Source organism: Thalassoglobus sp., assembly GCF_048270125.1.
GTDB lineage: Bacteria > Planctomycetota > Planctomycetia > Planctomycetales > Planctomycetaceae > Thalassoglobus.
Genome location: NZ_JBLWTN010000037.1, coordinates 41688 through 55247, shown reverse-complemented (window position 1 = coordinate 55247; position 13560 = coordinate 41688). Strand labels below are relative to the sequence as shown.

9 protein-coding genes are annotated in these 13560 nt (G+C 51.3%); 3 read left to right on the top strand and 6 right to left on the bottom strand.

All coding sequences use genetic code 11. The features are described from left to right. Positions 1-353: 353 nt before the first annotated feature. From ACN0YR_RS23425 to purM, 4 genes are all read right to left on the bottom strand, one after another. The gene (locus tag ACN0YR_RS23425) at positions 354-635 is read right to left on the bottom strand and encodes a transposase (protein WP_417851637.1); all 282 of its coding nucleotides are present in this window, start codon (positions 633-635) and stop codon (positions 354-356) included. A gap of 694 nt (positions 636-1329) precedes the next feature. Then, positions 1330-2856, bottom strand: a complete 1527-nt coding sequence (locus ACN0YR_RS23420; RefSeq protein ID WP_417851636.1) for an RHS repeat-associated core domain-containing protein — start codon at positions 2854-2856, stop codon at positions 1330-1332. A 198-nt stretch (positions 2857-3054) separates the two neighbouring features. Further along, on the bottom strand, positions 3055-3555 hold the full coding sequence (locus ACN0YR_RS23415) for an SRPBCC domain-containing protein (RefSeq protein ID WP_417851635.1): 501 nt from the start codon (positions 3553-3555) through the stop codon (positions 3055-3057). Positions 3556-3683: 128 nt separating this feature from the next. Next, positions 3684-4733, bottom strand: a complete 1050-nt coding sequence (purM, locus tag ACN0YR_RS23410; RefSeq protein WP_417851634.1) for a phosphoribosylformylglycinamidine cyclo-ligase — start codon at positions 4731-4733, stop codon at positions 3684-3686. A 397-nt stretch (positions 4734-5130) separates the two neighbouring features. On the opposite strand from purM, the gene ACN0YR_RS23405 reads away from it, so the two are divergent. The 3 genes from ACN0YR_RS23405 to ACN0YR_RS23395 all read left to right on the top strand — a co-directional run bounded on the left by ACN0YR_RS23405 (position 5131) and on the right by ACN0YR_RS23395 (position 10118). Next, complete coding sequence (locus ACN0YR_RS23405) at positions 5131-6036, top strand: hypothetical protein (protein ID WP_417851633.1); 906 nt, start codon at positions 5131-5133, stop codon at positions 6034-6036. Positions 6037-6373: 337 nt separating this feature from the next. Then, the gene (locus ACN0YR_RS23400) at positions 6374-7477 is read left to right on the top strand and encodes a calcium/sodium antiporter (RefSeq protein ID WP_417851632.1); all 1104 of its coding nucleotides are present in this window, start codon (positions 6374-6376) and stop codon (positions 7475-7477) included. 382 nt (positions 7478-7859) lie between these two features. Further along, entirely contained in the window at positions 7860-10118 is a 2259-nt protein-coding gene (locus ACN0YR_RS23395; protein WP_417851631.1) for a hypothetical protein, read from the top strand. 262 nt (positions 10119-10380) lie between these two features. On the opposite strand, the gene ACN0YR_RS23390 is transcribed toward ACN0YR_RS23395, so the two are convergent. After that, positions 10381-11565 (bottom strand): FG-GAP repeat domain-containing protein, encoded by a 1185-nt coding sequence (locus tag ACN0YR_RS23390; RefSeq protein WP_417851630.1) that lies wholly within the window; start codon positions 11563-11565, stop codon positions 10381-10383. Between the two features lie 132 nt (positions 11566-11697). After that, positions 11698-13545: a hypothetical protein gene (locus tag ACN0YR_RS23385; RefSeq protein ID WP_417851629.1), complete on the bottom strand. Its 1848-nt coding sequence runs from the start codon at positions 13543-13545 to the stop codon at positions 11698-11700. Positions 13546-13560 lie beyond the last annotated feature (15 nt).

Here is a 13560-nt window from a genome sequence, read left to right as displayed (position 1 = left end):
GTTGATGAATTAGCGAACGTCCATTGCGCAGTTGCCACGACCACCGTTCCGCTTCGCTACACTTAGATCGTGCCACTCGATCCGCTGCAAATGGATAGAATATTACCAATGGCGGAAGAATGAGAGTCAACACGAAATTCGCCACGCCCATCCTTACGCTCCGCTCCAGTCTGAGCGTGCCACCCGCCGCACCAACTCCAAGATACGAGCGATCAATCGAGGTTCATCTTCCTTGGTCGTCGGCTCATATCGCTGCGTGCTGCGAGGTTGGCCAAGAACTTCACAAGCCCGACGCTCCGAAATCGAACACGCTTCCTGAACGTGCAAGACAGCTTCACGTCGTCGAGTCGGGCTTAGTAGTTTCCCTCCAAGGCTTCCTTTAAGATGCGCTTATCGAGTTCGGATTCAGCCAGCATCTCTTTGAGTCGACGGTTCTCAAGTTCAAGCTCCTTAAGCCGCTTGGCCTCATCCGATTTCATGCCTCCGTATTGCTTCTTCCACCGCATCCAGGTCGATTCCTTGACTTCCAGTTTCTGCAAGACTTCACCCAAAGTCTTTCCAGCTGCCAGCATCACTTCACCTTCCTGGAGAAGTTTCACAATCTGCTCAGGTTTACGTCTTCGTCGCTTCGTCATCAGAGTCTCCTTTGACCATCATCGGTCAGTTAGACTCTCATAACAAATGGATCAGAAAATGGGGAGCATGCCATAGGCAATCTCAAAAAAAGAGTAATCTCAATTCGGTCCGCACTGCGGACCCTACTGTCCCTTAGTAATTCTCCCGTGCAATCTTATTGCCATGCGACTCCCAGCCCGGTAATTTCAATCTGCGGCGATAAACGCCAATGATAGTTCGCTTGTCTCGATGCAAAATATCGACAACAGATACCAACAACCTATCAGGATCGAGCGACGAAGCTGTTATCAAATTTAGTATGATTGGCGAATTGTAGAACAAATTAGGAACCACCCATTCAATGCCTACTTTCTTCGGTTGATTCGCGAAACGGTTTGCGTCTGCGAGAGAAACACTGAATGAATCGGCGAGGTGAATTTCAGGCGTCACATCACAAACCTCGTCATCCAATCGCGTCCAAACTGAATTTGCGTAATGCGGCAGCAAGACGGATTCGAGTTTGTCTCGGCAGTCACATCTAGGCATAACGCTATCAGCCCACGCAAGAAGCATGTCTTCCTGTCGCACAGACCTCCTCCCTGGTATCGCCGAGGAAATCGTTTGAGCATGACGCCAAACCTTGTGGACTTGATCAGTAAACTCTGCTGTGGGGCCTCCATTAAATCTATCGTACATTTTTTTCACCCGCTATGGTTAAATAGGTGTCGGCAAGTCGTCAGGAATATCACCAGAATCAAAGCCAAATACGTCAGGACAATCGAAGTCAGAGCCTTGCCAATCGGTGACTTTTATATAGTCGTCAAAGTCAGGGCAGAAGTAGATGCAGCTACCGTCATCGTTTCGTATATGAATTTCGCAGTAAAAAATTGTTGCGGTGATCGCTCCTGCACAGACTTTTAAGATTGACCTTATCAAGTTCTCCATGCTAGCACGACACGCTGGGATCAACATGCAAGCGCCAATCGCAACAGTTCCTACCAAGGCAATAGCACATGGAGGAAACGCCAAACATGCTGTGATCAATGGGATTATTGGAGTTATTGGAGCTGGAGGTGGGAGTGGGATCGCATAATTCCCAGATGGGTCGGTGAAGTTCAAAGGTGACGAGGTGACTGATTGGTAGAGAGAGATGCCTGCATGGAGTCCTAAAGGGTCGCGTTGCAACCACGTCCCTAATGGACTAGCGTATGCTCGATTCCTCACATGCAACAACTCCGTCCCAGTTTCCCATCGGTATCCAGCGTAGAGAACCCTCCAGTCGTAACTGGACGAACTTCGACTGCCTAACGAAGCAGATAAGAACACTGGTGTCCCATAAGCTGAATAGGCATAACGCTCTTGAACAGTGCCGTTCGTGTTGCTGATGGCGGTGACATTCCAGTTGGCGTCTTGTATTCCGTAGAGGCGTTCATCGAGTGTGCCGTTTCCGGTAGTGTCTCGGTCTCGGAGGATGCAATCATCAATGTAGCGGAGACCCCAAATGTGTTGCTGTTCGGAGTCAGTGGAGGAATCGACACGTTCTTCGATGACCTGCCATTTGCTGGGGTCGGTGTAGTAGAGTTGGCGTGTTTCGTCGAGAACCCCGGAAGCATAGCTTTTTTGGATAGTCCGCCGTTTGGCTCCGTCGTATTCGTATTCACTGACGGTATTCGCACCATCGACGAGTTTCACTAACCGGTTCCAGGCGTCGTAGGTGGCTGTGTATGAGCTTGTGGGGTCAGCTGGTTGCGGGATGGTGGTCATATTGCCTGCTTTGGAGTAGGCAGGTGTCACCCAGCTGGGACCGGTTGTTTCTGTGATATCGGTGATTTCATTCACTTCATTGGCGGTACGAGCTTGCTCTAAGTCCCAGGTTCCATCACCGTCATCATCTTGCAGATATTTTTTCCAGTTCCCGGTTGGATCGAGCGACCAGCATTCGGCGAACGTTTCATCCGTCACTCCATCCTTCTGAGCGTTAAGAGTTCCCCGCTCCAAGTCTTTGAGGCGTTGAATGCCGTCGTTGGAATAGAGTTCATCGAAGTGTTTTGAAAGTGCATCGGCGACGGTGTTTTGCCGCCAGATCCTGTTGCTGGATCGGTCGTAGCCATACTTAATGCGATCAGCATCCGCCATCGCTCCGTAGCCGTACCAACGGTTATCTTTGACTCGACCGAATCGGTCGAATCCTGTGTAGATGTCTCCGGTATCGGGATCATTCGTGCCAGTCAGGTCTGCCATGGTCCATTTGATTTCGGGCTGAGTGAAGTAGGTCAGGCTCTTTTCGCCTGACGCAACGTGAAAGGTTGTCTAGAACCGCTATGGTTATCGTTCAGAGCGGTAAGAGCAAGGTAGATCACAGGCTGTGCCCAATATTGTTCGACAGAGTGGCAGGGAAGCCCTTCGCGGTCGCCGAATCGGCGGTAGAACGAAACTCGATCAGCCAGCTAAGAGCTCATCGATGCGGCAGTATCCCATCTCCATTGCAGCTCCCATTCCGGTCGCCAGGGCCTCATCGCGGGCCGTTGTTGATGCATACTCGATTAACGTGGTGACCGTCGTTCCCAGGTCCGTCTCCTGAAAGGTGAGGGTGACGACCATTTCCTGGCTTGCGTCGTCTGGTGAATCGCCGATCAGGTGCTTTTCGTCTTGAACGATCTTGCTATGAGTTTCGATTTCGCGAAAGTGACCGACCATTGCAATCTTAAAACCGTCTGCTTCATTGCAAAATACGTTTTCGTACTTGCCGCCGACTCGAAAGTCCATTTCGCACACAGGCATCGACCAGCCCGGCGGTCCGAGCATCCATTGACGAACCAAGTCCGCGTCGGTGAAAGGTTTCCAAACCGAGTCAACTGGCGCGTCGAAGCTTCTGACGACCTTAACCTGTGTGTCAGAATCGGAGTTCACGATGGCTGGTTTCACTCTTTTCTTCTCCATAATTGAAATTGCTCTTAAACGTTGAGAAAAGCGGCCATCCCAGAAGTTTTCGGACTGGTTCTGGTCGCTGCGCGGGTTTTAGAAGATTGCATCGAAATGAGTTGCCTGCCAGCTCTCGTGGTCGAGGGTCAGTCGGCATAGACACCGGGTTCTTTACCGGAAGTGATGCTGCCGATTTCCCAGCACTGTGAGCCGGTTTCTTCAATTCGTTTTTTGACTGCAGAGGCGGCTTCAGAACGAACGACGATTGCTAAACCGATCCCCATGTTGAAGACGCGGAACATCTCTTCTCGCTCGATTTCTCCCAGACCTTGAATCCAGTTGAAGATCGCTGGCGTCTCCCAAGCTGAGCGACGAATCGATGCCTGAAGCCCCGCTGGAACGATTCGCCCTGTGTTCTCGGCCAACCCACCACCGGTGATATGTGCGATCCCGGTCACGTTCGGTTTTACTGCTTCATCACCTAACAACGCGGCGACAAGTTTCGCATAGATCTTTGTTGGGGTCAGTAACGCTTCGCTGACGCTCATTCCGAGTTCATCAACGTGAGAATCGATCTCCAGATTGGCGACTTCGAAGACAGCTTTTCGAACCAGGCTGAAACCGTTGGAGTGCAATCCATCCGAAGCTACGCCAAGAATCACATCGCCAGATTCTATTTTCGTTCCGTCGATGAGATCCTCTTTCTCGACAACACCGACACAAAAGCCAGCCATATCCAAATCACCGGGTGAGTAGAGGTCAGGCATGATCGCTGTCTCTCCACCGAGTAAGGCAGCTCCCGCATCGACGCAACCGTCTGAAACTCCTTTGACAAGATTCGCAACGAGGTCGGGATCATCCTTCGGGAGCGCGAGGTAGTCGAGAAAGAAGAGCGGCTCCGCTCCGATACATAAACAATCGTTGACGCACATCGCGACCAGATCAATCCCCACGGTGTCGAAGCGGCCGGCCCGAATCGCGACTTTGACCTTCGTTCCGACTCCATCCGAACCGGAGACCAGTACGGGATCTTTGTACGAACGTCCTTCTCCGAGAAGTCGAAACAGGCCTGCAAAGCCCCCCGCGAGTGGCATGACCCGTGAAGATTGTGTTCGCTTCAATAAAGCTGGAATTCGAGCCATCGCTTCTGCGTAGGAATCGAGATCAACTCCAGAATCTTTGTAAGAAATCGCCATGAATTTTCATCCGAGAAGGGCTGCCGTGCGTTCGTTCAGTGTGGAGTTTACGAGGTTTTCGAGGGAGAACAACTGAGCAAATCAGAATCGCTAGAGCAAATCCGAGATTGGCCTATACGTTCTGCTTCATGGCGAGCAGTCTATGATGTCATGAAAGCGAGTTTACGGGTACGTCAAGCCTCGAAAATGCTCCTGCATGGTTTGGAGTTTTTCTCTCGGTTCCGTAAGCTTTTGTCTCACATGATCAACTGAACATGTCACGGTCCAATTCTCCTCAGAAGTAGAATTCCCAGTAACGCAGTATGCCCCGCCCTGAAATGTGGGGTCCAACCGCAGTTTCCTAATTTCCGAACTCCTTATTCCCGGACTTTCCCCTGCCCCCGGATGACGATCCCCCATGAATGACTCGAACGCTCAAACATCGTTGGATCACAAACTGGCGATGCCGATGTTTGTGGTCACGCTGCTTTGGCTGGGACTGGCCGGGATCGCGATGCATCTGCTCTCGGACATCGATGGTCGGTATGTCCATGTTTCCATTTACTGTGGAGTCGCAATTCTCGTGCTTTGGCTGGCTTATTTCGCAGAGGCCATCACGCATTGGAGAAATGGGTCAGCCCAGATGCGGCAACACCTCAAAATTTGCCTGTTCCCCCCGCTAAGGCTCGGTTGCAGAGATCACCGGACAGGAACCACTGTCTGGATTCCCGGATTCGGATGGCGGGTCGCGACCGACGATCTCGCGAACGAAATCGATTTCAAACTCAGCTATGCAATGATCGCCATGGCATTGCTCGTACTCCCCTTGCTTGGCGTCGAATACGTTTACACAGATCAGATTAAAGCCAATCGAACCTTTGGTCTCGTCGTACAGATTGCACAAGCTTTCATCTGGTTTGCTTTCGCAGTCGAATTCTTGTTGATGATTACTCTTGTCTCGAAGAAAATCCGTTTCATCAAGGAACACTGGCTCGACTTAGCGATCATCTGCCTGCCGATGATCGCGTTCATGCGTATCTTTCGGCTTGGTGGATCACTACGGTTATCGAGGCTATCAAAAACAGCGAAAGTCTTCCGGCTCCGTGGGACAGCTATGCGTGCCTGGAGAGCGATTCTCATTCTGCAAATCGTCGACCGCATCATTCACCGCGATCCACACAAACGTTTGCGAGTTTTAAAGAATCAGATCGCAGAGAAAAAGCTCGAACTGGAATCTCTTCAGGAACAAGCTGCCTTGGTCAAAAATCGGATTGCGGAACTGGAAGAAAGCGAGTCCGCCGTCGAAACTATCTCAGACTCGTAACTCTTCTGGATCGAGGTGCCTCTGTTGAGTAGTGAATGATGCACCACGTTTATGAACCGTGCGAGACGGAAGTAGACGCCCAGTGAAGCACTCGCAGTGGGCCACGACGCCCGAGTTCTCATCACTTTAAAAACATGAGCAACAATGCCTAGAGCATCTTTCGGATTGGTTTGCAGGTCCTGCCTCGTGGCGAACAGCATTTTTGCTAGAGAAATGCGTTCTTCACGGGCAAACGGTAGAGCAAACTGCTCTAACAGCTGGTAAGCGTGGCATTTACTTTTGATACAATCCTTGTGATTTTTCTACCTCGTTCATCCGTCTTTAAGGGACGCACACCGTGGTCACACTGATGCTGATGTTTGGGCTTCTTGTTCTGACGCTCGGCGCCGAACTGCTTGTCCGTAGTGCGACCAAACTGGCGAGTGCAGCTGGAATCTCACCGTTGGTGATCGGCCTGACAGTTGTCGCTTTCGGAACGAGCGCCCCCGAACTTGTTGTAAGCCTTCAATCGACATTGTCGGGGCAGCCCGATGTGGCACTCGGCAATGTGGTGGGCAGTAACATCTTAAACATCCTGTTCATCCTTGGGATCTCGGCTGTAATCGTACCGCTTGTGGTCTCGCAGCAGTTAATTCGATTTGATGTCCCGCTCATGGTGGGGCTTTCTGTTCTCGTCCTGCTACTTGCTCTGGATGGCCAGATTGGAAGGCTCGATGGACTGCTGCTCACTGCAGGATTGATCTCCTACAACTTCTGGGCCGTCTGGAAAAGTCGCCAGGAACAAGCCGTCGTTAGAGCTGAGTACGAAGCGAATCTTGGCGTTGCTGAGAAGGCTTCAGATCTTCGGGGCATTCTGCTGAACCTCGCCCTCCTCATCGCTGGGCTCGCGCTGTTGGTTCTCGGTTCACGATGGTTTGTTGAAGCAGTGACGACGATCGCTCGGAGTCTTGGTGTCTCAGAACTTGTAATCGGTTTGACCGTTGTAGCAGCGGGGACATCGCTGCCTGAAGTTGCGACATCAATCATGGCTGCGATTCGAGGAGAACGGGATATTGCGGTGGGGAATGTCGTCGGCAGCAACATCTTTAATATTCTGGGAGTCTTGGGAATCTCAAGCCTTGTTTCCGCCAATGGCATCGGCATCTCCGAAACGGCACTTCGACTCGATATCCCGGTGATGGTTGCAGTCGCCTTTGCTTGTCTCCCGATCTTCTTTACCGGACACATGATTTCCCGCTGGGAGGGTAGCTTGTTCCTGGGATATTACTTCGCCTACACCGCCTACCTGATTACGGCGGCGACAATCCCTTCCATGACACGTACATTTGGAATCGTGATGCTGGGTTTCGTCATTCCGCTTACGATCATCACGCTTGCCATTACCGTCGTCCGGACGATTCGCCAGCACGATCACTCTGAGAAAGATTCACAAAGCTCGTGAATGTGCAGAACGCTCGGGTCTTTTCACAGTGCGCTGCAATCAGCATAGCTCAATTGCGTTTGAACACTCCTGACTACGATTGTCAGTTTCAAACCAATATCAGCCATGGGGAACCAAGGGATTTCGAGGATCATCAATCATCGACAGCAGATAGAGAGTGTCTGCATACCGGCTGGACTGGAATTTCAACCGGTAAGATGCCAGACTGAACGAACGACTTTTCCTGAAGATTCATTCATGTCCAAAATGAAGAGAGGGGACATTCTTCCCTCTTCTTTGTTGCGAATACCATACAGCATCCATGATCCGTGGGTGCTGTCTTTCGCAAGACATTTCAAACACGTTCTTCATCTCAATCATCTACCGCGTTTCAGGTGCCCCCATGATTCGAAAAGTGATGCGGACTCTTTCGCTGTTCACTCTCATCTTCTCTCTGGGCTGCGGCGGTTCAAGCTCCCCTGCCCCCTCCAGCGACAACTCGAGTGACAATCAGTCAACCCCCAATTCCCCGACTGGTGAAGATGGGATGGGCGAAGGCGGAATGGACCCGGGTATGGCGGGCACCGAGATGGGAACGGAAGGTCCAGAGATGGCAGGCGAGGCAATGACCGACCCTGGAGGATCGTCAGCCGGTGAGCCAGGTGATCCCGAAATGATGATGAGCGCAGAGATGAACGAACCGGGCGCCGAAGGAGGCGTTGGTGGCGCAGATGGAATCGGCGGTCAACCTCGTAAACCGCCTCGCCCTGCGAAAACTGCAGAGTGGACGCCTGAGCAGACTACCGAAGCCATTGCTGAAGGTGATGCCAAAGTGATCGAGATCATCAACACCTTCGCACAGCAGAAAATCGGACAGGCTTCAGCGGTTGGCCAGTTCACAACGTGGATCGCAGCGCTCACGAAAGCACCTCAGGCCGGAGGTGCTGCCAATGGTGGCGAGGGTGGAAGCAGTGGAGAAGCATTCATCGAAGCTTCTGGAGAGATGGAAGGGGCTGGGATGGAGGGCTTTGGCGGAGAAGGGTTTGGAGGACAACGTGGGCCATCCGGAAAAGAAAAAATTGCACGTGCACTTCTTGACGGCCTGGCGCTAAACGGAACCAAAGGGGCGAACGATGCGGTCGAGCAAGTGTTTCAAGGGAAAATTAATCTTGGAGTCCCTCAAGACCAGTCTACGGAATGGGCGATGGTCGCACTCATGAAAAGCCTGTCGCCTGCGAACCAGTCGTCACAAGCTCTGCTCTGGAAAGCCCTCACGGTCCCCAACGCTTCCCTCCCGGAAGTTGCCACAGATCCAAAGGCCCCACCCAAAAAGAAAGAGAAATCGCTTCAGGAACGTGCCAAGGATTTGCATCTTGGATTTGCAGTTGCAGCGATGAACAGCCTGATCGGTGTGGAAGCCCCACCAGCCAACGCGAGGCAAAACAATTTCGGAATGATGGGTTCTGGGGAAATGGGAGGGTTTGAAGCATCCGGTGGAGAAATGATGGAAATGCCCGGAGGCCTCGGAGCGAATGGAAGTCCACAGGGAAACAATCAACCTCCAGCGAAGCCTCTTCAGATTCCGCATGTCTCTCTCAACCATGCTCAAGCCGAAGCTGCGGTCTCTTACTTATGGGGCGAACAGATGGTCGGATTAGCAACATCGATGCTCCAAAAGAATCCAAATTCAGCAGAAGCTCTCGTCTTCGCAGCAGCCATCCCGCTCCCGGAAACTCGCGATGCTGTGGAATCCGTACTCAAAGAAAACCAAACGAAATCACCAAGGCAGTGGCTTCAGCAACAACTCTTCCAGCAACAATTGACTGACCCGGCGATTCACGTTTTCGTTAAGTCCGCCCCGCGAGAACAACATCCCGGTGGGAACAACCGTGGTGGAGGTGGAAGTGGTGAAACTGGAGGTGGCGAAGAGTTTGCAGGATCAGGAGGCGCAGCTGGACCTGCCCGGCCAAGACCTGGACGACCAGCCAAGAAAAAAGAAGATCCAGATCCCGAAGCGATCGCCCGCCAAGAAGCAAGCTATGACTGGATGGAAGCGAGCGAACAAACGCTGATCTCACTCATGGACCGTATGTACGAAGGAGCACTCAAACCGGACGCTCAGACTTATGTCGCTTCCGATCTTCCATTTTCAATTCACAAAGGAGCAGAAGTCACGACTTCACTCCGATTTGCGCTCCCGGGTGAGTCGGGCGCTTTGCAATCAGCAGAGTCAACCATCGTAAACTATGTTCGAATAGAATCGAGCCAGATGAATCAGAGAACGGTTCAGCATTATCGAACTGCCTTACGAGATGAAGACGTGCTCACAATCCTCGGCGGCAACGGAATGTGGATGGATGGAAAAGTGAAGCCGAACAAAAAATCAGGCACTATTCGCTCTCTCGACATCCTGCTTTCTAAAAGCAACGCCCGTCCGTCTAAGTCAATGCCCAAGCAAAATGGACAAGCTGGGAACGGCTCCGGAAGTTCTGACCCTGGATCAGCGGAGACTGGAATCGCTGAGGAAAACTTCGATGGTGGCGGCGGTGGTGGTGCTGGAGGCGGTGCAAAATTCGTCGTCGAGATCCTCGTCGTCGAAATTCCAGATGGCGAAGAACCAGAAGAAGCTGAAGCCCCCAAAGTCTCCTCAGTGGCCAAGTAAGTGACCACAAGTAAGCAATCGAGCAGTTGGACCTCGATAGGACTTCAGTCCTCCACAAAACGTTTACTTTCTCGGTCTTTCCTCAATCTTGGTTCGCTTGTGAAATGCGAACCAAGTCTGATTGCATTTTTCGAATAAGAATGTGTTCACCGTTGGCCTGTGGAGACATCACTGTTTTTTGGCGGTCCTTTTACTCCCGGCGAATCACCGGGAGCAAAATGGGACAACGAAATGGAACAACGAAGGCTTAGAGCAAACTGCTTTATTTTGTTGGGTTCTCGTACCAGATCACCCCTAAATTGTCACGCTCTTCGCAGGTCACGAGATCCAAGTCTCCGTCACCGTCGAGATCGAGCATTTGGATCAAATCAAATTTGATTCCGTGTTTGGTCCCACTGATGTCAGTTGGTCTCCAGTTGCGATTCTGTACAGATTGACCAGCAGACAACCACCCGGCCCCGATTTTCTTCTCTGCATGTTCGCAGGTATAAACCAGATCGTTCTTTCCATCCAAGTCGACATCAGCAATGGCAATTCCTTTTCCGCTGCCGGTTCCTGCAGGCAAATCGACTTCATGCACAGTCCACTTCCTGCCAGAGGAATCGACTCGTTCAAACCAGGTAATTGGGCCATCCTTCACAGTCGTGGCGATGTCGATTTGTCCATCCTGATTGACGTCCCCCAATGCCAGGAACATCACCTCTCGATCGGTTCCCCCTACCGTGTGGCGCTTCCAAGCATGCACCGGCTCAGTCTCTGATTCGTTTTCTAACCAGTGCACACCACGAGTTTTTGATTTTCGGTCGCTGTAGAGAATATCCAGATCACCGTCGCCGTCCATATCGACTGTCTCGATCGACATGACCCAGCCCACATCTGCCAGTGGTTGCCATTTCCACTCTTCGAGATTGCGTGCATCACTCGGGCTCTTCAGCCAGCCAATCTTTGCTCCCGGTCCTTTGGCAGCGACGATGAGGTCAACTCCATTCTCTCCGTCAACATCCAGCGGAGCTGCAAACATCCACATCGCAACCTTTTCCGTAGCGGGGATCGATTGAGTTTGCCACATCGAAGAATCGTGGCTTCCCCAGTGCACAAAAACCGTTCGCGTTTTCCCTTCACAACAGCTGATCACATCTACGTTCCCGTCATGATCGAGATCGACAAAGACCGCATCTTCAGGCGACTTCACCTTTCCGACTGTTACCGCAGGCCATGCTTTTTTTGAAAGCTGAGTACCGGGGTGTGTCGCGACACGAATTTGCCCCCCTTCTTCCCACCCTGTCACCAAATCCGGGAGGCCGTCTCCATTGATGTCCATCACGCGGACACCATCTGCACCGCGAGAGCTTTGATCAATCGTGTGTCGTACCCATTCCGCTTGAACAGGAACCACAAACTCAGCGATGACTAACAACACCCAGCAAGAAACAGGTCGCATGAACATGAGTCCTCCTCCCGTCAGAATTTCGCCGGAGAGTTAGAGTGTCTGGCGAAACATTTCATTTATCCCAAAAAAAGCCACGTCATCTTGATGACGTGGCTTGGGATTCTCAGAGATTATTCACGAATTCAAGGACTACTGCAGATTCTCGTCTGCGAAGTTGGCTAGCAATACGCCGACTGCTTTCAGGATTCCCTGATGCAATTTGCCTGTCCCGATGATCTCGCCTTTTTCATTCACTTTCATCATCAAGCTGACTGTGTCATTTTCACCTTCCATGGTGCCAACGACTTTGTCGACCCAGTCAAATGTCAAAAAGGCTCCGGCTGCCTGCCGAGCAGGACGATCACCTTCGGCTTCGTCCGTTTTCTCTTCCCCTTTGACTTTCTTCCGCTCCGCACGACTGGCTTGTCGTCGATTCACCATTTCCCCAATCACGCTCGATTCGTCTTTGAACAGATTGTTCATTGATTTCACGAGTGGGCCAACCTGAGCTTCCATCGAAAAGACGACACTTGAACTTTTCACGTCTTTCGCAGTCCGAACAGCTTTGATCCTCTTGGAAAGCTCATCTTTGGCAGTCGCACCAAATGCCATCCAGAAAGCTTTGTCGCTGGCTGCCAGATAAATGACTCCGTGCGATTCGCCATACAGTTCGGCAAGTGCCTTAGGGGCTTTCGCTCCCAAGTCGAGCTTATGGATCTTCACACCTTCAACTTCTGCGACATCTTTCTCAACTTTCCAGCCTTCGCGAGACGCCGGGAGTTCGTCAATTGATTTCAGAATTTGCTCCTGTCCCTGGCAGCGAACACCGACCAGAAAAGTGTGAGCATCACCAGATGGGATAATATCGAGGAACGCGTCGAGAACGCCTAATTCAGCACTCTGTTGCAGGACTTCCTTCAGTAGCCCTGCAGACCGGATGCGAGATTTTTTCTCACCTTCCGAAACCGACTTGTCTTCTTCGACCTGTTCCTTCGCAACCGTCTCTGAAAGTTGATAAATCTCTTTCAAGCTGGCGACGACATCGTCACTGAACATGAAATTGACACGAGTCGCCAGTAGCGATTTCTCGACGGTTTCGACAGGTGTGAAATAGCTCGGTTCATCACGAACGCGAAGAATATCTTCTTGCAACTGTGTCTTTTCGATTGCAGAGAAGAATAACTCAGTCAGCGCGACATTCTTTTCTCGATCAAGCTTGCCGCCCAGGACAGTTTCCTGACTCTCGACAAACCACTGCTGCAACACACTCAATTGTTGCTTGAGAACCGCTTTCCTGAGTTCATAAGCCTTTTCAGTTTCGTCAGGACGTTTCTCAATTCCATCCAGTGACGTTGTTTGCATCTTTTCAAATGCAGACTTGCGGGTCTCGAGCTTGCTCTTGGAGTTATCCAGTTTCGCAAATAGCAGATAGCCCTTCTTGACCAATTCCTCATGCAATTTCGCTGGGTGCCCCATTCCTTTTGGAATGGCTTCCTTTCGCGGAAACATCACGATGTATTCCGGGTCTTTCAAGGAACGCAGCCATCCTTCATAAACAGTCCCGCTGAGTTCATAAAGGTCACGATCACGGCGATCCCTTTTCGATTCGATGCCAATCGGATCAAGATTGTCATTCAGAAACTCATCCAGATCTGCGATAGGAACAATCAGCTGAAGTTCCATTCCGTGTTTTTCACTGAAAATCGGATCAAGCCGGACTCCTTTTGCGGGGTCCACACCGTACAGAAAGATATCGATGTTCGGGAAAATGTTGTCTTGAAACGAATCATCCCGACCTGCAACCTTCGAAACGATGTGCTCCAGATCTCCGATGAGCAATTCAGAACTGCCCAGTCCTGAAATCACTCGGATTTCTTCCTCCTGAGCAGCGGCCTCACTGGGAGCAAGGCTGTTCGCTCCTAAAGCAAGCGAGAACAACGCCACAAAACAGGAGGTGGAAACATGACTAAAATATGATTGTGTGAAGAGTGGTTTCACTCCGTTCCCCTCATC

Bases quoted from the DNA above. Each gene is read 5' to 3' on its own strand.
- ACN0YR_RS23425 (WP_417851637.1), bottom strand. From the start codon at position 635: ATGACGAAGCGACGAAGACGTAAACCTGAGCAGATTGTGAAACTTCTC.
- ACN0YR_RS23420 (WP_417851636.1), bottom strand. From the start codon at position 2,856: ATGGCAGACCTGACTGGCACGAATGATCCCGATACCGGAGACATCTAC.
- ACN0YR_RS23415 (WP_417851635.1), bottom strand. From the start codon at position 3,555: ATGGAGAAGAAAAGAGTGAAACCAGCCATCGTGAACTCCGATTCTGAC.
- purM (WP_417851634.1), bottom strand. From the start codon at position 4,733: ATGGCGATTTCTTACAAAGATTCTGGAGTTGATCTCGATTCCTACGCA.
- ACN0YR_RS23405 (WP_417851633.1), top strand. From the start codon at position 5,131: ATGAATGACTCGAACGCTCAAACATCGTTGGATCACAAACTGGCGATG.
- ACN0YR_RS23395 (WP_417851631.1), top strand. From the start codon at position 7,860: ATGATTCGAAAAGTGATGCGGACTCTTTCGCTGTTCACTCTCATCTTC.
- ACN0YR_RS23390 (WP_417851630.1), bottom strand. From the start codon at position 11,565: ATGTTCATGCGACCTGTTTCTTGCTGGGTGTTGTTAGTCATCGCTGAG.